28 protein-coding genes are annotated in these 25,905 nt (G+C 59.8%); 16 read left to right on the top strand and 12 right to left on the bottom strand.

The features are described 5' to 3' along the window. Window positions 1-104 precede the first annotated feature (104 nt). Together RSB01_RS04455 and RSB01_RS04460 are read left to right on the top strand one after the other, a co-directional pair. Window positions 105-1,100: a DUF262 domain-containing protein gene (locus RSB01_RS04455; RefSeq protein ID WP_332619653.1), complete on the top strand. Its 996-nt coding sequence runs from the start codon at window positions 105-107 to the stop codon at window positions 1,098-1,100. 1,522 nt (window positions 1,101-2,622) lie between these two features. Continuing rightward, on the top strand, window positions 2,623-2,949 hold the full coding sequence (locus RSB01_RS04460; RefSeq protein ID WP_167174537.1) for a hypothetical protein: 327 nt from the start codon (window positions 2,623-2,625) through the stop codon (window positions 2,947-2,949). A 142-nt stretch (window positions 2,950-3,091) separates the two neighbouring features. Here the strand turns inward: RSB01_RS04460 and RSB01_RS04465 are convergent, their stop codons facing one another. From RSB01_RS04465 to RSB01_RS04490, 6 genes are all read right to left on the bottom strand, one after another. Further along, on the bottom strand, window positions 3,092-3,379 hold the full coding sequence (locus RSB01_RS04465) for a GNAT family N-acetyltransferase (RefSeq protein ID WP_312135039.1): 288 nt from the start codon (window positions 3,377-3,379) through the stop codon (window positions 3,092-3,094). A 16-nt stretch (window positions 3,380-3,395) separates the two neighbouring features. Beyond that, on the bottom strand, window positions 3,396-3,749 hold the full coding sequence (locus RSB01_RS04470) for a serine/threonine protein kinase (RefSeq protein ID WP_332592032.1): 354 nt from the start codon (window positions 3,747-3,749) through the stop codon (window positions 3,396-3,398). 78 nt (window positions 3,750-3,827) lie between these two features. Next, window positions 3,828-4,217 (bottom strand): dihydroneopterin aldolase, encoded by a 390-nt coding sequence (gene folB, locus RSB01_RS04475; RefSeq protein ID WP_332592033.1) that lies wholly within the window; start codon window positions 4,215-4,217, stop codon window positions 3,828-3,830. Next, window positions 4,214-4,750 carry a 6-carboxytetrahydropterin synthase gene (locus RSB01_RS04480; RefSeq protein WP_332619654.1) on the bottom strand — a complete coding sequence of 179 codons (537 nt, stop codon included), beginning with the start codon at window positions 4,748-4,750 and terminating at the stop codon, window positions 4,214-4,216. Before RSB01_RS04480 ends, folB begins: the two co-directional genes overlap by 4 nt. An 89-nt stretch (window positions 4,751-4,839) precedes the next feature. After that, window positions 4,840-5,607: an SDR family NAD(P)-dependent oxidoreductase gene (locus RSB01_RS04485; protein ID WP_332592125.1), complete on the bottom strand. Its 768-nt coding sequence runs from the start codon at window positions 5,605-5,607 to the stop codon at window positions 4,840-4,842. Further along, window positions 5,607-6,011 carry a dihydroneopterin aldolase gene (locus RSB01_RS04490; RefSeq protein ID WP_332592124.1) on the bottom strand — a complete coding sequence of 135 codons (405 nt, stop codon included), beginning with the start codon at window positions 6,009-6,011 and terminating at the stop codon, window positions 5,607-5,609. Before RSB01_RS04490 ends, RSB01_RS04485 begins: the two co-directional genes overlap by 1 nt. A 154-nt stretch (window positions 6,012-6,165) precedes the next feature. Between RSB01_RS04490 and RSB01_RS04495 the strand changes: the two genes are divergently transcribed. The 5 genes from RSB01_RS04495 to pgsA all read left to right on the top strand — a co-directional run bounded on the left by RSB01_RS04495 (window position 6,166) and on the right by pgsA (window position 10,379). Continuing rightward, a complete protein-coding gene (locus RSB01_RS04495) occupies window positions 6,166-6,639 on the top strand; it encodes an NUDIX domain-containing protein (protein WP_332592123.1) in 474 nt (157 codons plus the stop codon). 5 nt (window positions 6,640-6,644) lie between these two features. After that, complete coding sequence (locus RSB01_RS04500) at window positions 6,645-7,094, top strand: DMT family transporter (RefSeq protein WP_332592122.1); 450 nt, start codon at window positions 6,645-6,647, stop codon at window positions 7,092-7,094. Window positions 7,095-7,112: 18 nt separating this feature from the next. Next, entirely contained in the window at window positions 7,113-8,978 is a 1,866-nt protein-coding gene (gene uvrC / locus RSB01_RS04505) for an excinuclease ABC subunit UvrC (protein ID WP_332619655.1), read from the top strand. Between the two features lie 72 nt (window positions 8,979-9,050). Continuing rightward, complete coding sequence (locus RSB01_RS04510; RefSeq protein WP_332590357.1) at window positions 9,051-9,662, top strand: carbonic anhydrase; 612 nt, start codon at window positions 9,051-9,053, stop codon at window positions 9,660-9,662. Window positions 9,663-9,746: 84 nt separating this feature from the next. After that, window positions 9,747-10,379 carry a CDP-diacylglycerol--glycerol-3-phosphate 3-phosphatidyltransferase gene (gene pgsA, locus RSB01_RS04515; RefSeq protein ID WP_167174566.1) on the top strand — a complete coding sequence of 211 codons (633 nt, stop codon included), beginning with the start codon at window positions 9,747-9,749 and terminating at the stop codon, window positions 10,377-10,379. 78 nt (window positions 10,380-10,457) lie between these two features. On the opposite strand, the gene RSB01_RS04520 is transcribed toward pgsA, so the two are convergent. The 3 genes from RSB01_RS04520 to RSB01_RS04530 form a co-directional block, all read right to left on the bottom strand. Further along, the gene (locus RSB01_RS04520; protein WP_332590356.1) at window positions 10,458-10,988 is read right to left on the bottom strand and encodes a GNAT family N-acetyltransferase; all 531 of its coding nucleotides are present in this window, start codon (window positions 10,986-10,988) and stop codon (window positions 10,458-10,460) included. An 11-nt stretch (window positions 10,989-10,999) separates the two neighbouring features. Next, on the bottom strand, window positions 11,000-13,090 hold the full coding sequence (locus tag RSB01_RS04525; protein ID WP_332625114.1) for a S46 family peptidase: 2,091 nt from the start codon (window positions 13,088-13,090) through the stop codon (window positions 11,000-11,002). Window positions 13,091-13,179: 89 nt separating this feature from the next. Beyond that, window positions 13,180-15,276, bottom strand: coding sequence for a S46 family peptidase (locus RSB01_RS04530; protein WP_332590354.1), 2,097 nt, complete (start codon window positions 15,274-15,276; stop codon window positions 13,180-13,182). A 199-nt stretch (window positions 15,277-15,475) separates the two neighbouring features. On the opposite strand from RSB01_RS04530, the gene RSB01_RS04535 reads away from it, so the two are divergent. The 3 genes from RSB01_RS04535 to RSB01_RS04545 are packed head-to-tail and all read left to right on the top strand — an operon-like array spanning window position 15,476 to window position 18,441. Beyond that, window positions 15,476-16,648 (top strand): ABC transporter permease, encoded by a 1,173-nt coding sequence (locus RSB01_RS04535; RefSeq protein WP_332590353.1) that lies wholly within the window; start codon window positions 15,476-15,478, stop codon window positions 16,646-16,648. Further along, on the top strand, window positions 16,648-17,406 hold the full coding sequence (locus tag RSB01_RS04540) for an ABC transporter ATP-binding protein (protein WP_332590359.1): 759 nt from the start codon (window positions 16,648-16,650) through the stop codon (window positions 17,404-17,406). The genes RSB01_RS04535 and RSB01_RS04540 overlap by 1 nt, the downstream gene beginning before the upstream one ends. 24 nt (window positions 17,407-17,430) lie before the next feature. Next, window positions 17,431-18,441 (top strand): efflux RND transporter periplasmic adaptor subunit, encoded by a 1,011-nt coding sequence (locus RSB01_RS04545; protein WP_332590352.1) that lies wholly within the window; start codon window positions 17,431-17,433, stop codon window positions 18,439-18,441. Window positions 18,442-18,507: 66 nt separating this feature from the next. Here RSB01_RS04545 and RSB01_RS04550 read toward each other — a convergent pair whose 3' ends face one another. After that, window positions 18,508-19,305, bottom strand: coding sequence for a crotonase/enoyl-CoA hydratase family protein (locus RSB01_RS04550; protein WP_332590351.1), 798 nt, complete (start codon window positions 19,303-19,305; stop codon window positions 18,508-18,510). 150 nt (window positions 19,306-19,455) lie between these two features. Then, window positions 19,456-19,614 (bottom strand): hypothetical protein, encoded by a 159-nt coding sequence (locus RSB01_RS04555; protein ID WP_332590350.1) that lies wholly within the window; start codon window positions 19,612-19,614, stop codon window positions 19,456-19,458. A 184-nt stretch (window positions 19,615-19,798) separates the two neighbouring features. On the opposite strand from RSB01_RS04555, the gene RSB01_RS04560 reads away from it, so the two are divergent. Further along, on the top strand, window positions 19,799-20,023 hold the full coding sequence (locus RSB01_RS04560; protein ID WP_332590349.1) for a DUF1289 domain-containing protein: 225 nt from the start codon (window positions 19,799-19,801) through the stop codon (window positions 20,021-20,023). 78 nt (window positions 20,024-20,101) lie between these two features. Next, a complete protein-coding gene (locus tag RSB01_RS04565) occupies window positions 20,102-20,611 on the top strand; it encodes a TIGR02281 family clan AA aspartic protease (protein ID WP_332590348.1) in 510 nt (169 codons plus the stop codon). 3 nt (window positions 20,612-20,614) lie between these two features. Here the strand turns inward: RSB01_RS04565 and RSB01_RS04570 are convergent, their stop codons facing one another. Beyond that, the gene (locus RSB01_RS04570) at window positions 20,615-21,451 is read right to left on the bottom strand and encodes an LD-carboxypeptidase (protein WP_332590347.1); all 837 of its coding nucleotides are present in this window, start codon (window positions 21,449-21,451) and stop codon (window positions 20,615-20,617) included. Window positions 21,452-21,532: 81 nt separating this feature from the next. On the opposite strand from RSB01_RS04570, the gene RSB01_RS04575 reads away from it, so the two are divergent. The 4 genes from RSB01_RS04575 (at window position 21,533) to RSB01_RS04590 (ending at window position 25,899) form a co-directional block, all read left to right on the top strand. Further along, entirely contained in the window at window positions 21,533-22,915 is a 1,383-nt protein-coding gene (locus RSB01_RS04575) for a Mur ligase family protein (protein WP_332590346.1), read from the top strand. A 113-nt stretch (window positions 22,916-23,028) separates the two neighbouring features. Further along, a complete protein-coding gene (locus tag RSB01_RS04580) occupies window positions 23,029-24,645 on the top strand; it encodes an ATP-binding protein (RefSeq protein WP_332590345.1) in 1,617 nt (538 codons plus the stop codon). Between the two features lie 116 nt (window positions 24,646-24,761). After that, entirely contained in the window at window positions 24,762-25,373 is a 612-nt protein-coding gene (locus RSB01_RS04585; protein WP_332590580.1) for a PepSY-associated TM helix domain-containing protein, read from the top strand. 13 nt (window positions 25,374-25,386) lie between these two features. After that, on the top strand, window positions 25,387-25,899 hold the full coding sequence (locus tag RSB01_RS04590) for a DUF2271 domain-containing protein (protein ID WP_332590566.1): 513 nt from the start codon (window positions 25,387-25,389) through the stop codon (window positions 25,897-25,899). Window positions 25,900-25,905 lie beyond the last annotated feature (6 nt).

Below are 25,905 nucleotides of genomic sequence, written 5' to 3' on the forward strand. Positions count from 1 at the left end.
AACTATCAAGTTTCAGCTGGTGTTTTTAAGAATTATAATTATCTCGAAAACTATACTTTTAGCAGTATCTTGTCCGTAAAAGAACAACTGAACGCGAAAGCTGCATGATGGCCGAACAAATAAAACCCAGTGTAACAAATCCTACAATTGCTGATGTATATAGCGATATTAAAAGCGATAAACTAATTTTAAGACCAGACTTTCAAAGAAGGTTTGTTTGGACCACCGATCACCAATCAAGCTTCATTGAGACCATAATAAAAGGATTTCCATTTCCAGAAATTTACGTATGCACGGGCGAGATGAATGTAGAGACATTTAAGTCTACTAGATTGGTGATAGATGGACAGCAAAGACTGACCACTATATCAAACTATATCTCTGGTATTGATAGCAATAACCTTAAAGTTCCAAGTTACGACAAGTTGTCGAACGATCAAAAGAAGGCCTTCCTTGGATACCAAATTGTAGTTAGAGACCTTGGATCTATCGATGAAGAAACGACTCGTGAAGTCTTTCGAAGAATTAACCTCACTAAATTTAGCCTAGATAGCATTGAAGTTCACAATGCTGTCTACGATGGACACTTTATTAGCTCAGCCAAGAAGATACTAAATTCAATTGAGTTAGAAAAATTTGGCATCCTTAAAGAATCAGAATTTACGAGGATGGCGGATCTCCATCTCATTCTGTTGTTTATGTCAACATTCGAACATAATGGATATTTTGGTCAAGACAAAGAAGTTGAAAGATACATTGCAAAATACAATAATGAATACGAAGATAAAAAGAACACTGTATCAACAGTAAAATCTTCTATTAACCTGATTGAATCTTTAAATCTTGAGCCATCTTCAATGTGGTTTAGGAAGTCGAATTTCTTTACCCTCGTGATGGAAATTTGTTTCAATCTCGACAAAATTAATGACAAAAATAAACTCAGACAAAAACTGATTGAACTTGAATCTTTTGTGATGAGAGACAAGAATAATCCCAGTACCCAGTTTGGGAAATACTATTCATATATGTATCAAGCAACTCATGGCCGTGCAGCACGCGCGACACGCGGCAGTACTGTTAGAGATTTTTGCATTCTATGATCAAAATTTTTTGACTTACACGTACGATCCCGCGCCGCGCCTGTTTCGACCGAATAAGGACCATTAAACTCGCCCTACCTTCCACCCATGCCATCCTTCCCGCGTCCCGTCGCATGGAGGGCTCGTAAGGCCTGCGGACCTGCGGTGACGGGAGTGGATGGAGCGGGGTCCGCCCCTCCGGCTGAGGCTTGGCCCCACAAGGGGACCAACCCCCGCCGGAAGGAACGGAGCCGATGGAGTTTGCGATAAAGCCTTAGTCTTGAACCGCACGGCGAGAGAACAAAGGGCCTTCGACCAAACGGCCACCGAGATGTGTTGGACGAAACCGCGCTATCGCGTGTGTATCCCGACGCATTCTTAGTGGCCCGCGGTCAAAAGGCTCCGCCTTTTCGACCCGACGCGGGCTGAGCCGCCTAACGGCGGCGCGTCTCTCTCCTCCCCTGCTTGCGGGGGAGGGGGACCACGAAGTGGTGGAGGGGGCGAGCACCACAGACAAGGGCACAGAACTCCGGCAAGGGTCGAGGTGGAAACTCGGACCGTGCCAGCAGGACGCCGCATGCGTCCGCTGCCCGCCACCGGCACTGGGAGTAACCGCCAACAGCGGTGCCTGCCCTGGTCTATGCCGAGCCGCGCTCGTCGGCCCCTTCGGGGACCTCCCGACCCGACGCGGCTTGGTTGCTGGTGAATAACCGTCCGCGCGGGGCGCGTGCCTTTGCCGAAACGGAACCAAAACCTACGCCGGGCAAAGCCCGCGCGCCCCGCCTGCCCTCCAACCACACGCCAGAAGGTGCTGTGGATGCAGCCAATTCATTTTTACTTCGCCCGCGCTCGTCGGCCCTTCGGGACCTCCCGACCCGACGCGGGCCACACAAAAACCCTCCCCTGTTGGGGGAGGGCAGGGTGGGGGTCGCCCCTCAGCCGCTTAAAAAGGAACCTTCAATGACCCGCCCCAAACCCAACCAGCCCCCCAAACCCCTCGCCCCCGAACAAGACCCCGCCTCCCCCGACTACATCACCCCCCGCGAAGAACGCCGCCTCCGCCGCGAACTCCACCGCCGCATCGACCACCTCTTCGAAATCGCCGACGCTAAAGGCTACGGCCCCTTACCCCTCCGTCATCCCCCGACTTGATCGGGGAACCCAGCGGCCGCAAAGCGCGAAATAACCCCCACGCCAGCTCGAATAGACGAAACCATCTAACCACAGGGCAACCCAACAGCCCGCGTCGGATCGAGAAGGCGGAGCCTTCTAACCACAGGGCCACTCAACAGCCCGCGCCGGATCGGGAGGTCCCGAAGGGCCGACGACCACGGGCCAAGCAAACCGCCCGCGTCGGGTCGAAAAGGCGGAGCCTTTTGACCGCGGGCCAAGCATAAAGAGTGTGCAAATAACCACACCCCGTTCGGCAAATGTGTCTAAAATCGGCCAGAGCGTAACAACAGCGGAACCGCCGCACTTAACGGCAGTTAACTCCTTGCGACCTACCCAAACAGAGGCTTTTTCCAAGCAGGGAACCAGTACAATGTCCGAACCGGACAAAGACACCGACCGCACCGCCAATCTGCGTCTCGTCACCGCCCCCGATGCGGCAGTTTACGACCTGATGCGCGCGCCCGAGAGCACGGCAGAGCGCGTCAAGCGCCTACAGGCCGAAGCCCGCGCCCTGGCTCTGGAACAGGTCACCGCACTGGAAGACGCCCTGATGGTTGCCGCCAAACTGGCCCGCGAAATCGCCGAGGGCGGCGACGCCTACCCCGTCGGTGCCCGCGAAATCGCCTCGCGCCTCACCGAGGAACTCCCCTCGAAAGCCGAAACCATCAAGGTCATCGTCTCCAAGGCGCATGTTTAAGTAAGTGCCCTAACGCTCACCGCGCGGCGGCTCGCGCCTTGAGGGCTGCCGCCAAAGGCGGCTCAGCCCGCGTCGGGTCGGGAGGTCCCGCAGGGCCGACGACCGCGGGCCACTAAAAATGCGCGGCGAGCGTTAGGGCCAACTAAAAAGAGCTCACATCCCGATATTCGGGATGCCGCTGGAGCCACGTCCGCGCATAGCCGCACTGCGGATATAGCTTCAGCCCCTGCGCCCGCGCATGCTCGGCCAGTGCCTGCATGAACCGACCCGACGCGCCGGTCCCGCGCAGCGCCGGATCAGCCTCGACATGCAGCAAAACCCGCGTATCGCCGCGCACCGCATAATCGGCGAACACGATGCGAACCTGCCCCTCGCCATCGGCAAAATCCTGCTCGTAGCGATGCTCGGAAACGACGTCTCTCAGATCCATCAGCCTGCCTTCTCTGCTACAGCCAGCCCCGCGGATTGGCGATCACCTGCCCATGCTGCAAAGCCCGCAAGCCGCGCATCCCGCGCACCAGCGTCCAGATCAACATGGCAAACAGCACGAACACGCCGACATTGACCACGATCAGGATCGCCCCGATCACAATCGACGCCAGAGCAATCACCAGCGTCCGCTTCTGATATTCGCGGTGGCTGCGCCCCAGAGCATCTTCCTGCTCTTCCCCCCACAACACACTGGCCAGACCCACAACGCCCGCCACACCGAATGTCGGCACGGTCAGCAGGATCAAGGCATAGGTCGCCGACAGTCCGATACGATCCACAATCGCGCCACGGCGGCTGAACTCGGTCATTGAATGCCTCTGGAGGATAAAAACTCGACGCCGATCATGCACCGGCACCCTGCCCTCAAGCAATCACGGAAGTCGCAATTAACGTGCGTAAGACACCGTACAGCCCGCAGCCTGCGCTCCGGCGATCGCTTCGGGCTTGTCCACCTTCACCCGTACCGCCAGCACCCGCATATCTTCTAGACACGCCAGCGCCACCTGTTCGGCAAAGGTTTCGACCAACTCGATATGCCCGCTCGATGCCAGTGAGCGCACAATGTGCGCTACGCCGTCATAATCCAGCGTATCGGCCAGTTCACGCACAGGTGCCGCGCCCAGATCCAGTTCCACATCCAGAACCAGAGGCTGAAGCCGTCCCATCTCGTGGGCATAGACACCGATACCCGCCTGAACTTCCAGACCGCGCACATGCACCGTCATCCCCTGACGGCGCGGCAAGCCTTCCGCCAGCGGCAAAGCCGTTACTGTCATGCCCAGCTCTCCGGCGGCAGAATGTCATTAATGCTGTTATCGGCACGGTCGCACCATCCCGCCAACGGCCACGCCCGCTCGGCATCGGTCAAACCACGCGCCAGAACCGTATTGGTCGGCGTCTCTTCAATCGCAAGTTCCGCCAGCCGGAACGGCAGGCCCTCGGATTCGATGATGGCTTCCATCTTGCGCCACAGAGCGATGACCAGCGCCTCGGTCGTCGGATCGCCATCCACCACCAGCACCTGTTTCAGGCGCTGCGGCTCATGGTCTTTGAAATAGTTCAGCAAGGGGTCGGTCGCATTCAACTGGAACGCATGATCCAGACTGCGGTCCACAAACCCGTGCCAGCGCGTCTTCAAACGCTCGAAACTGGCCGCATAGTTGGCACCACCGAAATCGATCTCGGCCAGCGGCTCCAGCGTCACCGAGATAAACTCGTTATGCCCGTGCGGCACGGCACACTTGGACGCCGCATCGGCAATCAGCCGGTGCGCCATCGAAAAGCGGCGGGTGAAACGAACAGCAGGCATTCAGAAACTCGGTGACCAACAGGGCCTATATAGGGAGAACAAAAGGCTCGCGCATCAACACGTCTGACACGGCAAAGTAAAGGCGTACTTCAGTCTTTCAGCGCCGGATCCAGCGAGATATCGCGACCACGCGGCTTCAGGCTCTCGCCACCATCCACGGTGATAACCTGTCCGGTAATGCCCTTCGTCTCCAGAAGGAAACGCACGCTGGAGACGATATCTTCCAGACTGGTGCCACGCCCCAGCGGCGTATCCACCCACGCCTTGTCATAATCGGCGTCCGTCTGTTCGCCGCTTCTCAGCACCAGCCCGGGTGAAACCCCGTTCAAGCGAACCTGCGGCGCAACCGCCAGAGCCAGCGCCTGCGTCAGTCCACCCAAGCCCGTCTTACCCGCCGTATAGGACAGGAAGTCCGGATTGGCCGCGACCAGCTTGTGATCGAGAATATTGACCACCGCCCCCTCACCGCCCTGCTGCTTCACGGCCTTGGCAAGGTCACGCACCAGAAACACCGGCGCAGTCAGATTGGCCGCAATATGGGCTTCCCACAGATCGTCGCTCAGGGTGTCCAGAGTATCGTACTCGAACATGGAAGCATTATTGATCAGGGCATCTATGCGCCCGAACCGCGTCACCACCGCAGGGATCAATCCCTCGCGTTCCGTCCTCTCGGCCAGATCGGCATAAAAGGTTTCGGCTTGCCCTCCGGCATCACGAATACCGGCCGCCAAGGCCTGCGCCTCCGCGCCACCGCCGCGATGGTGGATAGCCACCGTCCAGCCTGCCGCCGCCAACCCCTTGGCCAGAGCCGCCCCTACGCGCCTTGCAGCGCCTGTAACCAGAACAACCTTGCCCATCAGGCCTGCGGCCTGTGACGGAACAGTTCGACGCCCGCGCCCGAAGCCTCGTTAAACACCTGCGGCTTCTCGACACGCACGCGGCAGGCCTCCACCAGCGGCAGTTCGAAGCAGGTGCCGGCAACTTCCTCGGCCAGGGTTTCCAAAAGCTCGACGTGCTCGCGCCCCGCCCAACCTTGAATCTTCTGGCGCACATGGTCGTAATTGATGAAAGCGCCCTCTGCCATCGGCAGGGACGCGAACATCTCGACATTCACAATCAGGCGCGTCGGGCGCTCGGGATGACGCTCCCACAAATGCAGACCGACGCTAAGGTCAACCACGACATCCTTGAGGAAAACCCGCACATGGTCGGAGGCCGTTCGCCAGTCCATGACGCCAGCCTCCATACCGGCCTTAGTCAATGCTACCGAACTCGTAGAAGTTCACAGCAGCAATAACGGCGATAAAGGCAAAGATGATGGCGATGGCCAGCATGATGAAATCTCCCTGTTCGCTTCCGAATAGAGGCACTGCGGCCCCTATTCAAGCCACCCGTCCACAGCCTATCGTCATTCCATGACCCAATGGCGCACCCGCATCGAGCCTTTCACCCGTCCGCTGTTCTTTATCTGGTCACGGTTGAGCCGTGGCATGACACTGGGCGTGCGTGTGATTGCCACCGATGAGCGGGGGCGTATCCTGCTGGTCAAACACACTTATCTGCATGGCTGGTGGTTGCCGGGGGGCGGTGTGGACAAGGGCGAAACCACCCATGCCGCCGCCATACGCGAAGTGCGCGAAGAAGCAGGTCTGATAGCCATTTCGGAACCGCGCCTTGTCTCCATCCATTCCAACGAGCGCTTCTTTCCCGGCGACCATGTGGTCGTCTTTCACATCGACCGGTTTGAAATGACCGAACGCACCAGCCATGGCGAGATTGCCGAAATCAGCTGGTTCGCCCCCGACGCTCTACCGGACGACATCACACCGGCCAGTCGCCACCGCATCCTCGAATATCTGGGCCAGAAGGTCGCTACTCCCGAATGGTAAAGTCCATGGCCCAACCGGCATTTTTCATCATGCTTTTGCTGGTACTCGCAGGGGCCGCGACCGCCTTTCAGGGACCGACCAATGCCCGTCTGGCACTGGCGGCGGGCTCTACCATCAATGCCGCCTTTGTTTCCTTTGCCGTTGGCACAGTGGCCCTTGGACTTGTCGTCCTGTTTCTACAAGCCCGCCCTGACACACAGGCCCTTCGCGCCCTGCCGTGGTGGGGTTGGCTGGGCGGACTGTATGGCTGCCTTCTGGTATCCGCGCTGGCCTGGGGCGTTCCCAAACTGGGAGTAGCCACCACGCTTGTTCTGGCGATTACGGGCCAGATGGTCATGGGCGTCATCCTCGATCATTTCGGGGCGCTGGGCACCCAACCCCATCCCATCAGCCTGACCCGCATAGCCGGAATCGTACTGGTTATCGGCGGCATGCTTCTGGTCCGGCGCGGCTGACCCTATATTCAGACCCGAATGACCGAATCCACCGACGCCCCCCTCCCCCTGCAAGCCGCAGCCCTAATCGCCGACGAAGCGCGCCGCGCACCGGACAAACCGGGCGTCTATCGCATGTATGGCGAGGACGGATCGTGCCTGTATGTCGGCAAGGCCAAGTCACTAAAGAAACGGATCATCCAGTACGCACAAGGCCGCTTCCATACCCAGCGCATTGGCCTGATGGTCAGCCAGACACACCGTATGGAACTGGTCGTCACCCAATCCGAAAACGAAGCCCTGCTGTTGGAAGCGGGCTATATCAAAAGACTGAAGCCGCGCTTCAACGTCCTGCTACGCGACGACAAGTCATTTGCAGAACTTCTGATCCGGCGCGACCACCCCGCCGCCCAGGTTCGTAAACATCGCGGCGCACGCACCATCAAGGGTGACTATTTCGGCCCCTTTGCCTCGACATGGGCGGTCAACCACACCCTGACTACCCTGCAAAAAGCCTTCCTTTTGCGCACCTGTACCGATGCGGTTTTCGAGAGCCGTACCCGCCCCTGCATGTTGCACCAGATCAAACGCTGCTCGGCACCGTGTACTGGCGAAATCAGCTTTGAAGACTACAACACTATGGTCGAGGAGGCTGGCGACTTCCTGCGCGGCAAGTCGCGCGCCATCATCAAACACCTGTCCGACGAGATGCAGCAGGCATCAGATGACATGGAGTTCGAAACCGCCGCTCGCCTGCGTGACCGTATCCGCGCCATGTCGGCCATCGCCATGGAATCCAGCGTCCATGCCTACGGTATCGAAGAAGCCGATATCATGGCCGTGCATGTCGATGGCGGTCAGGCCTGTGTGCAGGTCTTCTTCTATCGTGCGGGCCAGAACTGGGGCGGTCGCGCCTATTTCCCACGCATCGATCGCAGCGATGACGAGGCCGCCGTTATCTCGGCCTTCATGGCCCAGTTCTATGAGGACAAACCGGTTCCGCGCCTGATCCTGACCAATACGATACCGCTAGAACACACACTGCTGGAAGAAGCCTTCACCATGAAGGCTGGCCATAAGGTCGAGATCGTTCGCCCCCAGCGTGGCGACAAAAAATCGCTCGTCGAAACGACTGTCACCAATGCTCGCGAGGCTCTGGGTCGCAAGCTGGCGGAAAACTCGGCCCAGTCGAAAATACTCGATGAAATGACAGAGGCGCTAGGTCTGGAGAGCCGCCCCGAGCGGATCGAAATCTACGACAACGCCCATATTCAAGGCTCCAATGCTGTGGGCGGCATGGTGGTGGCTGGCCCCGAAGGGTTCCGCAAAAACCAGTACCGCAAATTCAACATCCGCGATGACGAACTAACGCCTGGTGACGACTACGGCATGATGCGCGAGGTCATGCGCCGCCGCTTTGGCAAGTTGGTGAAGGACGAGGATGCGGGCGAACAGGTCGAACGCCCCGATCTCTTGCTGATCGACGGTGGCGCAGGCCAGTTGGCCGAGGTCTTGGCCATTCTGGACGAACTGGGTCTGGACGACATCACCGCAGTCGGCGTGGCCAAGGGACCGGACCGTGACGCAGGCAAGGAGCATTTCTTCATGCGGGGCAAGCCGCCCTTCATGTTGCCGCTGAAGTCGCCCGCCCTGTACTATATCCAGCGCCTGCGTGACGAGGCCCACCGCTTTGCCAATGGTGCCCATGCCAAGCGCCGCTCTATGGACATCAAGAAGAACCCGCTGGACGAAATCGAAGGCGTTGGCCCGACCCGTAAAAAGGCTCTGCTCCATGCCTTTGGCTCGGCCAAGGCCGTGTCTCGCGCCTCGATACAAGACCTGGCCAAGATTGACGGGATCAACCTCGCTTTGGCCGAGAGAATCCACGCCTTCTTCGCACGCTAGGTTTCCGGTTTTTTATCGCACGGTTATGTTTCCGGTTGCAGAGCCCCTGCCCCTGCGGCAAGGAACCGCATCATGATTACCAAGCTCACCCAAGGTTATCGCCGCTTCCGTGAGGACCGTTGGCCCTCGGAGAAAGCTGAATACGAGTTGCTGGCTAAGGGCCAGAAGCCACACACCCTGATCGTCGCCTGCTCCGACAGCCGCGCCGACCCAGCCCTGATTTTCGACACAGCCCCCGGCGAGCTTTTCGTCGTGCGCAACGTCGCCAATCTGGTGCCGCCGTACCAGCCGGACGGCAAGCTGCACGGTGTTTCGGCGGCGCTCGAATTCGGCGTCAATGTTCTGGGCGTCAAACAGATCGTCGTCATGGGCCATGCCGGTTGCGGCGGCGTCAATGCCATGATCAAGGGCACTCCGGACAACTGCCGCGACTTCGTTCTACCGTGGGTAGAACAGGGTGTACCTACCGTCCGCCGCGTCTGTGAGGAATGGCCTGCCGATCAGGCCGAACGTGTCGCCGAAGAAGCCATTGTGCGCCTGTCGCTGGACAATCTGCGCACCTTCCCCTGGATTGCCGACAAGGAAGCCCGTGGCGATCTGCAACTGGTTGGTCTGCATTTCGGTATCGCCGACGGCAAGCTGACCCGCGCAGGTGACGCCCCCCGCTTCGAGCCGCTGGAATAGGCTTAAGCTTCAAGCCTCGTTTACCCGCCCTCGCTTCTGTTCGCAAAGCGTGGCACATCTTGTGGCTCATTTACGGAAGACGTTATGGCGACTGCCCACAAGCCCAATCCTATTCCCAACATCCTGACCGGTATTCGACTGGCCGCTGGTGTGGTGATGTTCCTGCTGCTGGCCGGTGCCACCAGCGGCTGGCCGCTGATCTCGGCTACGCTGAGCCCCGACGACCAATTCGCCATGTATCGCATCGGCTTCTGGATATTCGTCATCGCGGCCTCGACCGACTGGATCGACGGCTATCTGGCGCGTCGCTGGAATGCGACCACCCGCTGGGGTGCTATCCTTGACCCGATCGCCGACAAGATTCTGGTCACCGGCGCTATTCTCGGCGTGCTGACTTCCGGCACAGTGCAACAGATCATCATTCCGTGCGGCCTGATCCTGTTCCGCGAGTTCGCTGTCTCGGCACTGCGCGAAACCATGGCTGGCCGTATCACCCTGCCGGTCACGCTGGCTGCCAAGTGGAAGACGACCCTGCAAATGGTCGCACTGGGTTGCCAACTGTTCGCGCGCAACTGGGATGGTTTTGGCCTGCCCTTCGACTACCTGTCGCACTTCCAGCTGTTCGCCGACGTGCTGATCTGGCTGGCCGCCATCGCCACCCTGTGGACCGGATGGCAGTATTTCTCGGCCGCCAAGAAGCAGATGCAGGACCTGTAATCCGCTCTTGCGACACGCAAAACAAAAGGCGCTGGTTTATCACCAGCGCCTTTTTTAATGCCCGTTCAGGCTAGGGCTTCAGCCCAGCGCCTTCTCCATGACCACGAAATAAAGGTCATCGCGCCTGGCGTCGCCAAAGCGGGGATCATGCAACGGGAAAGGCCGCGTCTCCGGCGTCAGCCCATAGCCCCGACGCTCGTAATAGGCGATCAGTTCCTTGCGCTGGGCGATGACAGTCATCTCCATCACACCCGCACCAAAAACGCTCACAGCGCCCTGCTCAGCCGCCTCGATCAGGCGACGGCCCAGACCGCCTGCCTGACGTTGCGGATCAACCGTCAGCATGCCCAGATAGGCACGGCCCTCGCCCTTGTTGGATACATTCACACAACCGGCTAGATCATCACCGTCAAAGGCCAGCGTAATCGTCTGTTCCTTGTCGTTGATGATGTCCGAGAGTTCGGCAGCATCGGTGCGCTGGCCGTCCAGAAGGTCGGCCTCATGCGTCCAGCCCGCCTTGGCCGAAGCGCCGCGATAGGCGCTTTCAACCAAGGCATGCAGGATTTCGATATCGGCCATGGTGGCCGTGCGAAACGTAATCTCTGCCACAGGCCGTTTCCTTATTTCACGCCCAGCTCAACCAGCAGATGGTCCAGACCATAGACATCGCGCAGAGCTGTCGTGACCGCTTGGGTCGTTACGATCACGCTGCGATTGGTGCGGATGTCATAGCCATAGGCGTTACGCTGGCTAAGAACGGTCGAGTCGAAGTTCGCCCCGATGATCTCGCCCTTGGCATTCAACACCGGCGATCCCGAAGAACCACCGATGGTGTCCGTCGAGACAGCCATGTTCATCACCGTATTGGGGTCGATCCGGTCACGCGCGGCTTGCAGGCCCGGCGTCAGCACGAACGGCTCGGCACCCGTGGCACGGTCCCACAGACCCGCAAAAGTGGTGAAAGCGCCAAAGCGCTGGCCCGGTACATCAGAGCCTTCAACCTTGCCATAGGTCAGGCGCAGCGTGCCGGTAGCATCCGGATAGACGGTGTCGCCATAGACGGCAAAACGAGCCGCCGACAATTGCTCTGACGCCTTGCTGGTCGGACCATCGACCTTGTTTTCCCAGTCGGTGCGCACAGCACGCGAATCGGCGTCGATACGCAGCGCGTACTGGATCATCGGGTCATCGGACGCCTGAATGGCCGCCAGACCGCCTTCCCACAGCGCACGACGCACCGCCGGATCGGCCAGTTTCGAGCCTGCGATCAGACGGGCCGACAGGGCCTCGGGGCTTTCCTTGCCCAGCAGGGTGCGGACGTAGGGGCTGTCGACGGTCAGCCATTCACGGGTCTTGGACAGCCACCATTCCAGACGGATCTGCTCCAGTTCCGGATAGGTCGGACGTTCGGCAAACAGACGGGCCTCGACGCCCGACAGACGGCTGTCCGAATATTCGGCCATACGCTGGTCCGACGGCTTGGCCCGCTCCTGAGCGCCGCGCACGAGCGTTTTGGCATAGCCGAACAGGTTGGAACCACCGGCCACCGATGTCGTGCCCATGCCGGTTCCGCCTTCCAGCAACGCCATCGGGGCATAAAGCTCGCGGGCGTCCGACTGGACAGCGGCCAGATTGGCCCACGGATCGCCGACCTGTGCCGAAAGCACCTCGTTCTCGGCGACACTGCGACGGAAGACTGTTTCCTGCCCCGCCAGTCGATCCATGAAGTCTGCGTCGGTCAGGGCGCGCATACGGCCCACACCGCGCTTATAGGTATTCTCGACACCCACGATCGGATCCATGGCGATGAAGGCTTGCTCCTCACCCTCTTCCGAATAGCGGATCAGACGACCGCGCAGTTCAGACGCGATCAACTGGTCCATTGGCAGAACCACATCACGAATGGTCATCAACTGGGCCTGCGTCAGCAGACGCTGGGTCGAACCGGGATTACCCGACAGGAAGACAGGCTCGCCCTCGGTCGGCTTGTCGGCATTCCATGTGAAATGGGTCGGAGTCTGCGCTGGCTTGCCGTCTTCGTAGACGCGGATAAAGGCCGCATCGATGGCAAAGCGCGGGAAGGAGAAGTTGTCGAGGTCACCACCAAACGTGGCCGCGCGGTCTTCCGGTGCCCATGCCAGACGGACATCGTCATATTTGCGGAACTTGTAGAGCTTGAACTGGCCACCGCGATACAGGCTGACCACCTGACAACGGATCGTCTTGTCGGTGCCACAGGTTTCAAGCTCGATGCGACCGGCTTCGGCTTCCCTGGCCCGCGTAAAGGCCTGCCCCTCAAGACCTTCGGCGGCCTTGCTGATGCGATCGGTGACGTCCGAAATATCGGTCAGGATTTCCGCCGTCGCGCCTTGGCATTTCAGCTCTTCCTCGCGGCTCTTCGGCAGGAAGCCCGTCTCGGCATACTGGAGTTGCGGCGTGGACAGGTTGGCCACACAGGTCGCAACGCAGTGGTTATTGGTCATGATCAGGCCTTCGCCCGAAATCAGACCGGCCGAGCAACCGCCAAATTTCACCGACGACAGGCGCAGACGGTCAAGGAAGCCCTGGTCAATCTGGGTGCCCAGCGTCTGGTTGGCCCGCGCAATGGGGAAGTTGTCATAGGTCCACATGCCTTCTTCGGCAGCGGCGGGAGTAACCGAGGCTGCAAAGGCGAGAACAGCGGCGGAAGCGAAGAATGCAAAATGGCGCATGAAGGTGGTCCCTCGTGAATTGCGCTGAAAAGACAAGAGGGGGCTGCCAATGGCAACCCCCTCCGCATCATTGTGAATGATCTGTGCGCTTAGCGGCGCACACCCAGTTCACGCAGCAGGTGCGGTTGGTTGTAAACGTTGCGCAGAGCTTCGGTGATGGCCGAGGTCGAAACCGTAACCGTACGGTTCAGTTCGCCGTCATAGCCGAAGCTGCCGCCCAGCGAGTGGATGTTGCCGTCAAAGGCGGCACCAATCACTTCACCCTTGGCATTGATCACCGGCGAACCGGAGTTGCCGCCAATGATGTCGTTGGTCGAAACGAAGTTATAAACAGCATCATTGTTCACGCGGTCACGCGCCGCCATGAAACGCTCCGAAGCATCATAAGGCGATGCACCAGTCTGACGCTCGTAGAGGCCACCGATATTGGTGAACGGGGTGATGGTCTTGTCACCCTCGGTCCAGCCCTTCACCGCGCCGTACGATAGGCGTAGCGAGAAGGTCGCATCTGGATACAGGTTGGTGCCGTAAACCGCGAAGCGTGCCTGTGCGATCTTTTCGGCCGCGCGCGAGGACGGGGCCGAAACCTCGGCTTCGTACTGGGCGCGAACAGCTTGCGCCGCATCGTCATTGGCCAGCACGAACTTCAGCAGGGCATCGTCCGAAGCTGCGATCTGTTCCGGCGTCATAGCCAGAGCCTGAGCACGGAAGGCCGGATCGGCCAGACGGGTGCCTTCAACCAGACGGCCAGCCAGTTCCTCGGGGTTTTCGGCACCGATCAGGGCCTTTACCTGCGGGTGGTCGGCAGTCAGGTATTCGCGGGTCTTGGTCAGCCAGAAGCTGAGCGCGATACGCTCGACATCATTGGCCACCGGCACTTCGGTGGACAGACGACGGCCCATAGCCGCGATGTCGGCGTCCGAGTAACCGGCGCGACGCTGATCGGCAGCCTTGGCGCGTTCCTTGGAAGCACGCACGATCGAACGGGCATACGAGTACAGCGACGAACGCTGACCGGCCGCGGCTTCCAGCTGGCGGTACGGCAGGTACAGACGACGCTGGGTCGCAACCACAGCATCCATATCGGCCCACGGATTGCCAATACGCTCCAGCAGGGCCGGATCAGCCGCTACGCGCTCGCGCAATTCGGTTTCTTCAGCCACCTTCTTGCCGAAGAAGGCCGGATCGGTCAGAGCGCCCACCTGACCGTAGAAGACCTTGAAGCTGTTCTCCAGACCAAAGATCGGGTCAACCGAAACGCGGCGCGCTTCTTCCGAAGTGGTCGCATACTCGGTCAAACGGCCACGCAGTTCCGACGACTGGATCAGCGTCACCGGCAATTGCTGGTCACGCAGTTGCGACAGTTGCGAAACAGTCAGCAGACGCTGGGTCGTACCGGGGTTACCGGCGACGAAGACGGCTTCGCCTTCCTTCGGCGCATCGGCATTCCATTTCAGGTGCACCGGCGAGGTGACGGGCTTGCCGTCTTCATATGCGCGCAGGAAGGCCGCATCGAGGGCATAACGCGGGAAGTTGAAATTGTCCGGATCACCACCGAAGAAGGCAGCTTGGAACTCCGGTGCGAACACCAGACGGACGTCGTCATACTTCTTGAACTTGTAGAGCTTGTACTGACCACCGCGATAGAAGCTGATCACTTGGCAGGTGCGCTTGGCGTCGTCGCCGCAAGCTTCTTTCTGGATCTTTTCAATCTCGCTCGAGCGGGCACGCACAAAGGCACCGCCCTCAAGACCGGCACCTGCACCCAGTACACGATCCGTCACGTCCACGATTTCGGTCAGGACTTCTGCGGTCTGGCCCGGGCAGGTCTTTTCTTCTTCGCGATTGGCCGTGACCCAGCCATTTTTCACATAGTCGTTTTGTGCGGTCGACAGATCCTGAATGCACGACACCACACAGTGATGGTTGGTCAGGATCAGACCTTCACCCGATACGAACGAGGCCGAGCAGCCCTGCAGGCGCACAGCCGACTCACGCACGCTGTCCAGCCACTTCTGGTCCAGACGGGTGCCATAGGTCGTGTTGACGGCCTGAATCGGGAAATTGTCGAAGGTCCACATACCTTCTTCAGCACGGGCATTACCGGCCGGAATGCTGGCAATGGCAGTGGCCATACCCAGTACGGCCAGCGAGGCCGAGAAACTCATCATACGACGAAGCGACATAAAGGCTCCCTTCGAAACACGGAGAAAGCACCACGCCCTCCCCCTCTTCGAAAAATCCTGCCACCACAGTGGGTGGTCTCCGCGCACAGCCATAATCCCAAGCCGTGCCCGAGGAAAGTCACAGTCTTACCCCGATTTAACTTGGCCTTGCCCCAGACTGCCTCCAGAACATCCTTATATTACGAGGGTCGTTCCACACATGTCGCTTGCGCTGTCCACGCTGCTCTTCGAGTGGCGCAGATATATGGCCGCCGTTATGGCTCTGGCCCTGTCGGGTCTGCTGGTGCTCGCCATGACGGGCGTCTTCATTGGTATCGGTAAAGGTTTTACCGCCGCTATCGAACGCTCCAGCGCCGATATCATCATCATGCAGCCGGGTGCCAAGAGCCTGATCGGCGGCCCCTCCGGTGTGCCTCGCCGCTTTATTCCGCTGGCCTATAACCACCCTGCTGTCGTCGAGGTTCAACCTCTGGATGGTGCCGGTGGGACCTTCCAGTCGATCAAGGAAGTCGATCCGACACGCAGTCAGGCCGACCGCGCCAAACAAGGTGCCCCGCGTCAGAAATTCGTCCAGTCCAGCATCATCGATACCACGCCCGGCTCGGTCACCATCCCCACCGACTATTCGCGCGAACTGGTCGACGCCCTGCGTCAGCCTTTTACCGTCGCGGTTGACGAAACGGCGCTGAAAACGCTCGGCGTCAAGCTGGGCGACAAGGCCCTGTATAACGGCCAGACGGTCACTATTGTCGGCGTAACCCGCGGCTATCCCAACATGATGCAGCCCGGTGTGGTCATGTCACGCGACACCTTGCGCATGGTGGGTCAGGCCGATACCGGCCCGCGTGTCGGCCCGCTGATGGTCAAGCTGCGCGATTCTTCGCAAGCCACGATCGTCGCCGCCCAACTGAATGAAATCGGCAAGGGCCAGTGGAAAGCCTGGACCCGTCAGGAACTGGCCGACGCCAATGCCGGTGCCATGTTCGAAGAAGGCATTCTGGTCATCATCATCGGCGGTTGCGTGGTGCTGGGCATCATTATCGGTGTCGCCATTACGTGGCAGACCCTGCGCGGTGCGATCATGGCCAATATCAAGGAGTTCGCTTCGCTGCGGGCTCTCGGTGTCGGCATGGGCTCGCTGCGCCGTATCGTGATGGAGCTGAGCTTCTGGGTGGGTCTGGTCGGCGTTGGCGCCGCCATTCTGTTGACGTGGCTCCTATCGCTGCTGGCCCTGTCCAACGCGGTCATTATCGCCATGCCGCCTCTGCTGCTGATCGTCGTCGGCGGTGGCCTGATCGCCATCTCCATGCTGTCGGGCTTCCTCTCGATGGGCATCCTGAAAAAGAGCCAACCGGCGGACCTGTTGCGATGATTACCAAAGCTCACGGAAAACACGGCGACGCCGCCATCGAGGCCAAAGGCATCGTCAAACGCTTCAAATCCGGTCGCGGCTATGTCGAGGTTCTCAAGAATGTCGATTTCAACGCCCGACACGGCGATCTGACCATGGTCATGGGGCCGTCCGGTTCGGGTAAGTCCACCCTGATCGCCGCCCTGTCGGGCCTGCTGCGCCCCGATGAAGGTATTGTCGCCGCACTGGACCAGCCCAGCCTATGGAAGCTTTCTTCGGGCAAGATCGACAAGTTCCGCCTCGATCATTGCGGCTTCATCTTTCAGGGCTTCAACCTGTTCCCGTCGCTCAGCGCCTTGCAACAGGTCACCACCGTCCTGAAATATCAGGGCCTGTCCCCCGATGCCGCCAAGGCCCGCGCCAAGCTGGCTCTGGAAGAGGTGGGCCTCGGCCATCGCCTGCACCAGCGTCCTGCCGCTCTGTCGGGCGGCGAGAAACAACGTGTCGCCATTGCCCGCGCCTTGGCCAAGGACCCGCAGATTCTGTTCGCGGACGAACCGACCTCGGCACTGGATGGCGAGAACGGTCAGGTGGTCATCCGCCTTTTACGTCGCGCCGCCACCGAACACGGTGCCGCCGTCATCTGTGTGACCCACGACCCGCGCCTCGAGGCATGGGCCGACCGCGTCATCCATATCGAGGACGGGGTCATCATCGATGACCAGCGTCGCACACCCAATCCCGAAGCGCTCCTAAACTCCGCCTTGGCTTCACACTGACCTTAATGTCTGGAACCCTTTGAAATGCCCGCCTTTCTGAAGAACAAATGGCTCTGGATCGGTTTGGTCCTCGTTGTGCTGGCCTTCATCGGATTTACGATGTTCAGCAGCGCCAAGGCCAAGAAGGCCGAAGAGGCCAAACAGGGTGCGGTTAAGGTCGAAAGCCCCTATGCCGCCATCGCCAATGGCAAGATCGACGTGGAAGGCGGCATCATCCAGATCGCGGCCCGTCGTGGCGGCGTTGTGCGCGACGTGCTGGTGCAGGAAGGCGACATGGTCACTTCCGGTCAAATCCTGGCCCGTCAGGAAGACGACGAGCCGCGCCTGCAACTGCAAACCGCCAATGCCGATCTGAACGCTGCCGAGAGCCAGCTACGCCAGATTCAGGTCGATATCAGCGCCGCCGAGCGTGAATTGGCCCGCATGCAGCAACTGGCCGCGACCAATTTCGTCGCCGCCCAGCGTCTCGACAAGGCCCGCGACGATGTGGCCTCGGCCCGCGCCCGTCTGGGCTCGCAACAGGCCAGCGTGGAAACGGCCCGCGCCCGCCGCGATCAGGCCGCCTATAATGTCGAAATGACCGTCATCCGTGCCCCCGCCGATGGGCGCATCGTGCGCCGCTATGCCAATCCGGGTGCCGGTGCCTCGACCCTGAACGTGTCGAACATGTTCGATCTGGAACCCAAGGCCCCGCGTATCGCTCGTGCCGAGATCGTCGAAGCCGACATCCCCAATGTTACCACCGGCCAACAGGTCGAGGTGACACCGGAAAGCGACCCGTCCAAGGTCTATGTCGGCAAGGTTCTGCGCCGCGCCGCCGTATTCGGTGCCCGTAAACTGGCTTCGGACGATCCGTCGCAACGCACTGACGAGCGCGTGGTTGAAGTCGTCGTAGACGTCGGGGATGCGCCGCTGCTGATCGGCCAGCGCGTACTGGTGAAGTTCATGAAGCCCGGCGAAACCCCGGGGGCCAAGCGCGAGCCCACTGTCGGCGTCCCTGCCAACCGCGCCATGCAAACACCGGCCCGCCGCTAAGGCTACGCCACAAAATCAAAAGGCCCGCCAAACCGGCGGGCCTTTTTCTTTGTTCGATACCTGTGCCTATTGGCCCCAGAACACCGCTGGGCGCTTTTCCAGTACCGCGGTCACACCCTCGATATGGTCTTCGGTCAGATGGGCCAGCGCCTGCATGGCGGCGCTCATTTCCAGCATCTGGTCGAAATTGGTATCGCGCCCCTGACGCAACAGCGTCTTGCCCATACGCACCGCCTGTACCGGCTGGGCAGCGATCTGGCGGGCCGTCACCATAGCCTCGTCCATCAGCGTCTCGTGTGGCACCACGCGATTGACCAGACCCCAGTTGTCGGCTGTTTCCGCATCGATCGAGCGCGCCGTGAACAACATTTCGGCGGCGCGATTATAGCCGATATTGCGCGGCAACAGCCACGATCCGCCATCGCCCGGAATAATACCCAGCTTCATAAACGGAATACCGAAGCTGGCCCGCTCCGACGCAATGCGGATATCGCCCAATCCCGCAATGTCACACCCCAGCCCCATGGCCGGACCGTTCACCGCCGTAATCAGCGGCACTTCCAGCCCATACAATGCCCGCACAATGCGATGGACAATACGGCGATAGCGTTCGCGGATCGCCGCCCCAGATCCCTCGAAAAGATCGCGGCGTTCCTGCATGGCCCGCAGATCGCCACCGGCCGAAAACGCCCGCCCTTCGCCGGTCAGCACGACGCAGGACACGCCGGGGTCGGCATTGGCGCGTTCGCACGCACTGGCCACCTCGTCCCCGTCGCTCATGTCCGGCAGCGCATTCAGTCGCTCGGGGCGGCTAAGGGTCCAGATAAGGACAGAGCCTTCACGCGTCTCGGTAATCAGGGCCATGGGAGCTCCGGTTTGCTGCGATAACTGCGCCGTGTTTCACCCACGCCCCGCCCCGGTGCAAGACAAGGCGCAAGACAACGGGCCCAAAAATACAAAAACCCCGGTCTTTCTGACCGGGGTTCGATATTTAAACTTCAACAGGTCTCGCGACTACGCGCGCGCCTTATTGAGTTTGATGGGTACAAAGTTGGCGGGATGGCTGATCGCGCGATCGCCTGCGCCATTCACATTCTTTGTATTTACCAGCATGCCGCCAAACAAGGCAAAGGACATCATGGCGTGTTGGAGCTTACGGTTCTTGTCGTTCATAGCGTTTCCTTTCAGTTGAACGAGAAAGAAAACACGCTTGCTTTTTGGGACTCTCACCCTGTGAAGTCAGTTCGTGTCAATGCCTTGGATATAGACCATAGGCGTAAAAAGTCAATATTTATCGTCTGAGTCCGGAATATCTGTCGTATCGCTGTCACAAAAGCAGTTCAACATACCCAAGAGCATGACCGATCAACGCCCTGCCCCGCCTCGCCCGATCTCCACGCCCCCGATGGCCAGCCCCTGTATTATGGTCTGCACTGTGGATGGCGCATCCGGCCTATGTCTGGGTTGTTACCGCACCCTGGGCGAGATCGCCGAATGGAGCAGAATGGGCGAACAGCGCCGCCAGCAACTGATGCTGGAACTGCCCTCGCGCATTGAACGCATCGATCCGAAACTGCGCTAAGAACAAGGTTCCCGCGTAAACCTTTTGTTCGCCACGTCGGTTCACACCATAAGAACCCGCTGATGGCAGGATCACCCCATGATCCGCTTCGATACGCGCTCAATAATAATCTTTGTCACCGCAGTTGCCACGTCGCTGGCCTGTGTCGGTGCTCTGCATCTGGCCTATAGCGCCGAGCCGCAAAGCCCCGTCGCCCTGCGTACATCGGCCCTCACCCCGATGGCGGCTCCCGCCGTGCTGCGGGCCGCCGATGGTCACTATTGGGCCGAAGCTGCCATCGAGGGCCAGTCCATGCGCATGCTGGTCGATACCGGTGCCAGCCTTGTAACCCTCAGCCGCCACGATGCCCGCAAACTGGGCGTCATCCCGCACGACAGCGACTTCTCTCAAATCCTGACCACCGCCGCCGGTCCCGTCAGAGCAGCCCCGATCGTGCTGCGCGATATCGCCATCGCCGGTGTGCAAATGAAGAATGTCGATGCTGTGGTTGTTGACCGCGACCTGCCCGCACCGCTTCTGGGTATGAGCTTCCTTGGCCGTCTTTCCGCCTTCGAAGCCCGCCCCGACGGCATCGTGCTGAAGGGCTAAACCCTAGCGCGGGCCAAACGGCACCACCTTGTTATGGCGATCATGGCCGATATCGGCCTCGCCCAGATAGGCAATACCGGACCGCTCGCACCAGTAACGGGCGATTTCCACAGCGGTCATGCCAAAGTCGGGGTCATTCTCGGTCACATCCGACACACGCCCCATACGGATACCCGCGCATTTGCGGATCGAGGCCTGCCCCGTCAGGTGGAACATGATCCTGTCCACGCGATAGAGCGCCTCGGACACTTCTTCCAGCATCACCACGTGACCGGACAGGTCCGGCTCGACCGCCGTGCCTACCAACTCATTGAGGATGGTCAGGTTAAACGCCACCGCCGGACGCGCATCCTCCAGCAAGCTAGGCTCCAGCGAGGACACATCCCCCGTCCGCAGCCAGTTTACCGCCCGCAGGCCGGTTTCATCATTGCGAGAGCCATCCGCCGCCATCGGTCCGTGCGCCACCTGACCGATACCGGCCTTGTAGAGCGCCGCCAAAAGCGTGCCCGCATCCGAATAACCCATATAGCGCTTGACGCGGGCATGTTCGTTCAACTGCGGGATGACCGCCTCGGCAATACGGCACGCGCCATATCCGCCGCGCGCAAACCAGATCGCATCCAGCGCCGGATCATTGGCATAATCGACCAGAGCCGCCGCCCGCGTGGCATCATCGCCGCCAAAATGGCCATGCACCTCATAGAGCGACGGGTGCATCACCAACTCAACTTCGTCGTCAGGCCATAACCGCCTTGCCCAGTCGGCGATGGCTTGCCCCCGCGCAGGATCAAGTCGGGAGCTGGCATTGACCACACCGATACGGAAAGCATTGATAGTCATGAGTTGGGGATGGCCTTGGGCGTCTTGCGTGCTAGTCAGACTACCCGACAACCCCTGCCTTCCTGCGTCAAGATCAGGCCCATGATTAAAGACTATTATTTCTGCGGCATCGGCGGCTCCGGCATGATGCCTCTGGCCCTGATCGTACAATCGCAAGGCCACCGGATCGCAGGGTCCGACCGCGCGCTGGATCAGGGGCGCACCCCCGATAAGTTCGACTGGCTGCGCGCCCACGATGTGGCCCTGTTCGCGCAGGACGGATCGGGCGTCACTTCACGTGACCAGATTGTCGTGGCTTCGGGCGCGATCGAGGACACCGTTCCCGATATCGCCGCCGCCAAGACTGCAGGGGCGACCATCATCACCCGCCCGCAAATGCTCAGCCAGTTGTTCAACGCGGCCCCGACCTCCATCGGCGTGGCGGGTACCAGCGGCAAGTCCACCATTACCGGCATGATCGCGTGGATCTTGCACCAACTGGGTCGCCAACCGACGGTCGTGAACGGTGCGGTGATGAAAAATTTCGTCACCGAGGATCAGCCCTTTGCCTCGGCTCTGGTCGGCAATCCCGATGTCTTCGCCGCCGAGGTGGATGAATCCGACGGGTCTATCGCCCGCTATGACGCTACGGTCGCCGTCGTTTCCAACATCTCTCTGGACCACAAGTCGATGGAGGAGCTTCGCGACCTGTTCGGCGGCTTCGTGGGCCGCGCCAAGGCCGCTGTCCTCAATCTCGACAATGACGAAACCGCAGCCCTTGCCCGCCTTGCCGACAAGCCGGTCCTGACCTTCTCGCTCGCGAACGACGCTGCCGACCTCTACGCCCGCAACATCCAGCCTCTGGCCGACGGCATCCGTTTCGAACTCGTCACCCAAGGCCAAGCCCACCCTGTGCGCCTGAAAGTTCCGGGTGCCCATAATGTCGCCAATACGCTGGCCGCCATCGCCGCCGTCAAAGCACTGGGGCTTGATGTCGCCGAGGCCGCCATGGCTCTGGAAAGCTTCGAGGGTATCCGCCGCCGTCTGGAAACCGTTGGCACCAAGAACAACATCACCGTCATCGATGATTTTGCCCACAACCCCGACAAGATCTCGGCCACGCTGAACACGCTGCATGCCTATGAAGGCCGTCTGGTCATCATGTTCCAGCCGCACGGCTTTGGTCCATTAAAGCTGATGAAGGCCGAGTTCACCGACACCTTCGCCTCGCTGATGAAGCCGGATGATATTCTTCTGATGCCACAGCCCGTCTATTATGGCGGCACCACCGACCGCAGCGTCACATCCGAGCACATTGCCGAGGGCGTCCGACAACACGGCAAACAGGCCGAAGCACTGGAAACGCGCGAAGACTGCGGCAACCGCATTATCGAACTGGCCCAAAGCGGTGACCGCATTCTGGTCATGGGTGCCCGCGACGACACCCTGTCTGTTTTTGCCACCGTGCTTTTAGAAAAACTTTAGTCCGCATATGGATGTTTTGTTAAAAACATTATACAAAACATTCATTTAGAAAAAAGTTGCTGTTAAACTCTATCCGATAGCCCTTGCTCTCCCAACACCTAGCGGGGGCAAAGGTGCGCGCAGTCAAGATTGGCCACTTCGTTGACGCTGTTGCGCCGTTACAGGCCGAGGCGCCCGGTGCCGAAGCTCTAGCCAGATTCGAGGCCGATCCGGCTCTCATGGTCCTTCCGGTAGTCAGCCATAACGGCCACCCTATCGGTGTGGTCGAGCGCAGCAGTTTTACCCTGAAACTGGCGGGTGAATTCGGGCGCGCTCTTTATGTGAACCGGCCCATTACGGCGGTCATGGAAAAGAGCCCGCCAATCGTGGAAGCCAATACACCGGTTGAAAACCTGCTCGGCTCCATGGACCGCTCGGGACTAGGGGCTCTGCTCAAAGGCTTTATCGTTGTCTCAAAGGGCCGGTATGTCGGCGTAGGCGCCGGCCTGCATATTCTTCAGGCTGGCGTTGCCATTCATAAACGGCGTGCAGAGGCTATGAGCAAGCTGGCGCAAAACCTTGTTCGTGCCGAAGCCGAAGCACGCGCATCCAGTCGCGCCAAATCCGAATTTTTGGCCGTCATGAGCCACGAAATCCGCACCCCGCTGAATGGCGTGCTGGGCGTGGCCGCCTTGATGGAACGCAAGGTCACCCAGGAAGCCTTGCGCCCCTATATCCGTACCATTCTCGATTCTGGCCAAAGTCTGCTGAGACTGCTGACAGACGCGCTGGATATGTCGCGCGCCGAGGCCGGCATACTCACCCTCGAAACCGCCCCCATGAATCTGGCCAGTCTAGGCGCGGATCTCGATGCGTTATGGCGGCCACGAGCCGAAGAAAAAGCACTGAACCTTGTTATCACCAGCCACCTTGAACAAGGTCAGTGGGCCTCCGCCGATGAAGTGCGTCTCAAACAACTGCTGAACAACCTGATCGGCAATGCCCTCAAATTCACTTCGAGCGGCTCTGTGCTGGTCCACCTACAAAGCCGTCTAGATAATGAAATCCTCGTTCTGTCCGGCAGTGTCGACGACAGCGGCCCCGGCATCAGCGAACAGGCAGCCAAAGAAATATTCGAACCGTTCAATACCGGAGAGGCAGGACGGAACGGTGCCGGTGCCGGTCTGGGACTGGCAATATGTCGTCAGATCATCGAGCGGATGCAAGGACAACTGGGGGTCAGCCGCTCGTCTCAGGGCGGGGCCCGTTTTGCTTTCGAGCTACAGCTTCCGGCCTGCAAGGACCACACCGGTGATCCGCTTCCTGTCCCCGCGCCAACACCCCATGAAACCCTGCATGTGCTGGTGGTCGATGATAATGCCGCCAACCGCTTTATCGCTGGAAAAGTCCTCGAACTTTTCGGCTGCAGTCATGACAGCGCCGCTAATGGACGCGAGGCAATCGACCAGCTTCAGATCTGCCGTTACGACTTGATCCTGATGGATATCAAAATGCCGATCCTGGACGGTGTCGGTGCCACACGTTTTATCCGCAGCAGCGATTCTCCATACCGGAACATTCCAATTTTAGCGCTCACCGCCAATGCCGATCCGCGCGACGAAAGCCTTTATCTGGAAGCTGGAATGGACGGAGTTGCCCAAAAGCCTATCCAGCCCGACGCGCTTTTAAACGCCATTCGCAAGGCCCTTGGCTCCCTCCACCTCCAGCAAGCGTCACAAGAAGCGGCATAAGTCGCGTTTCGAAATTCTAATTACTATTGCAAATCGTTCGCAGTATGTGGCACAGCCACTGCGTGAACAATGTTGCCTCCCCGTCCGAGCCTGCCGAGACCCGCCCCGCTGCGGCTATGAACGCGCGTCGCTCGTTCTGGCTGAAGCAGTTGCACACCTGGCACTGGATTTCAGCGGCGCTCAGCCTTGTCGGCATGATGCTGTTTGCCATTACCGGCATTACGCTGAACCACGCCGCCAGCATTCCCTCGACCCCTGTGGTTAAGGAAACACTGGCGCAAATCCCGACCCCACTGGTCCGTCGCCTTGCGCAGTTTCCGGACGAAACCACCGATCCTGCGCCCGATTACATGGTGCGCTGGGCCTCCGAAATTCTGAACGTCAATATCGCGGACAAGCCGACCGAAACCACGGCGGAAGAAATCTATGTCGCCCTGCCCATGCCGGGTGGCGATGCATGGATGACGATGGACCGCACCACCGGTCAGGTCGTCTATGAAAAGACCACACGCGGCGCGATCTCCTATCTGAACGATCTGCACAAGGGCCGTAACAGCGGCACCGTGTGGTTCTGGTTCATCGATGTGTTTGCCGTCGCCTGTGTGGTCTTCACCCTGACCGGCCTTGCTCTGGTCTGGCTGCATGCCCGCAGCCGCCCGTCCTCATGGCCGCTGGTCGGTCTGGGACTGCTTATTCCTGTCATTATCGCCCTTATCTTCATCCACTGACGAGCATCCTCCTATGCGTAAGCTTCCTCTCGTCCTGACCACCGCCGCTATGACGGCCGTTGCCGCACCGGCACTGGCCGCCGACCTGTCGGTAACTGTGGACGTGCCGCGCCTGAACACGGCCTCCTACCACCGCCCCTATGTGGCTGTGTGGATCGAGAACCCCGACCAGTCCCTGAACCGCAGCCTGGCTGTCTGGTACCAGCAGACCCGCAATGCCGAGGGTGATGGCAAGGACTGGCTGAAGGACATGCGCACCTGGTGGCGCAAGGGCGGTCGCGCCATGCAGCTTCCGGCAGATGGCGTTTCCGGACCGACCAAGGCCCCCGGCCGCCATACAGTGACTGTACCTGCCGCACGCCTGCGTAATCTGGCCCCCGGCAACTATGTGATTGCGGTCGAGGCCGCGCGTGAACTGGGTGGTCGCGAGATCGTCCGCGTTCCCTTCCGCTGGGGCGGCCCGAACACGGCCAACGGCTCCGGCTCTTCCGAACTGGGCGCTGTGCGCGTCAACGTCACCCGCTAAGGATCA

It is taken from the genome of Brevundimonas sp. (assembly GCF_036659295.1).
GTDB lineage: Bacteria > Pseudomonadota > Alphaproteobacteria > Caulobacterales > Caulobacteraceae > Brevundimonas.

Coding starts and splice junctions, on each gene's coding strand:
- RSB01_RS04480 (WP_332619654.1), bottom strand. CDS start 4,750: ATGCCTGCTGTTCGTTTCACCCGCCGCTTTTCGATGGCGCACCGGCTG.
- RSB01_RS04485 (WP_332592125.1), bottom strand. CDS start 5,607: ATGGGCAAGGTTGTTCTGGTTACAGGCGCTGCAAGGCGCGTAGGGGCG.
- RSB01_RS04460 (WP_167174537.1), top strand. CDS start 2,623: ATGTCCGAACCGGACAAAGACACCGACCGCACCGCCAATCTGCGTCTC.
- RSB01_RS04570 (WP_332590347.1), bottom strand. CDS start 21,451: ATGACTATCAATGCTTTCCGTATCGGTGTGGTCAATGCCAGCTCCCGA.
- folB (WP_332592033.1), bottom strand. CDS start 4,217: ATGACAGTAACGGCTTTGCCGCTGGCGGAAGGCTTGCCGCGCCGTCAG.
- RSB01_RS04525 (WP_332625114.1), bottom strand. CDS start 13,090: ATGCGCCATTTTGCATTCTTCGCTTCCGCCGCTGTTCTCGCCTTTGCA.
- RSB01_RS04535 (WP_332590353.1), top strand. CDS start 15,476: ATGTCGCTTGCGCTGTCCACGCTGCTCTTCGAGTGGCGCAGATATATG.
- RSB01_RS04510 (WP_332590357.1), top strand. CDS start 9,051: ATGATTACCAAGCTCACCCAAGGTTATCGCCGCTTCCGTGAGGACCGT.
- RSB01_RS04545 (WP_332590352.1), top strand. CDS start 17,431: ATGCCCGCCTTTCTGAAGAACAAATGGCTCTGGATCGGTTTGGTCCTC.
- pgsA (WP_167174566.1), top strand. CDS start 9,747: ATGGCGACTGCCCACAAGCCCAATCCTATTCCCAACATCCTGACCGGT.
- RSB01_RS04575 (WP_332590346.1), top strand. CDS start 21,533: ATGATTAAAGACTATTATTTCTGCGGCATCGGCGGCTCCGGCATGATG.
- RSB01_RS04565 (WP_332590348.1), top strand. CDS start 20,102: ATGATCCGCTTCGATACGCGCTCAATAATAATCTTTGTCACCGCAGTT.
- RSB01_RS04495 (WP_332592123.1), top strand. CDS start 6,166: ATGACCCAATGGCGCACCCGCATCGAGCCTTTCACCCGTCCGCTGTTC.
- RSB01_RS04555 (WP_332590350.1), bottom strand. CDS start 19,614: ATGAACGACAAGAACCGTAAGCTCCAACACGCCATGATGTCCTTTGCC.
- uvrC (WP_332619655.1), top strand. CDS start 7,113: ATGACCGAATCCACCGACGCCCCCCTCCCCCTGCAAGCCGCAGCCCTA.
- RSB01_RS04590 (WP_332590566.1), top strand. CDS start 25,387: ATGCGTAAGCTTCCTCTCGTCCTGACCACCGCCGCTATGACGGCCGTT.
- RSB01_RS04470 (WP_332592032.1), bottom strand. CDS start 3,749: ATGACCGAGTTCAGCCGCCGTGGCGCGATTGTGGATCGTATCGGACTG.
- RSB01_RS04455 (WP_332619653.1), top strand. CDS start 105: ATGATGGCCGAACAAATAAAACCCAGTGTAACAAATCCTACAATTGCT.
- RSB01_RS04560 (WP_332590349.1), top strand. CDS start 19,799: ATGACCGATCAACGCCCTGCCCCGCCTCGCCCGATCTCCACGCCCCCG.
- RSB01_RS04465 (WP_312135039.1), bottom strand. CDS start 3,379: ATGGATCTGAGAGACGTCGTTTCCGAGCATCGCTACGAGCAGGATTTT.
- RSB01_RS04585 (WP_332590580.1), top strand. CDS start 24,762: ATGAACGCGCGTCGCTCGTTCTGGCTGAAGCAGTTGCACACCTGGCAC.
- RSB01_RS04550 (WP_332590351.1), bottom strand. CDS start 19,305: ATGGCCCTGATTACCGAGACGCGTGAAGGCTCTGTCCTTATCTGGACC.
- RSB01_RS04500 (WP_332592122.1), top strand. CDS start 6,645: ATGGCCCAACCGGCATTTTTCATCATGCTTTTGCTGGTACTCGCAGGG.
- RSB01_RS04530 (WP_332590354.1), bottom strand. CDS start 15,276: ATGTCGCTTCGTCGTATGATGAGTTTCTCGGCCTCGCTGGCCGTACTG.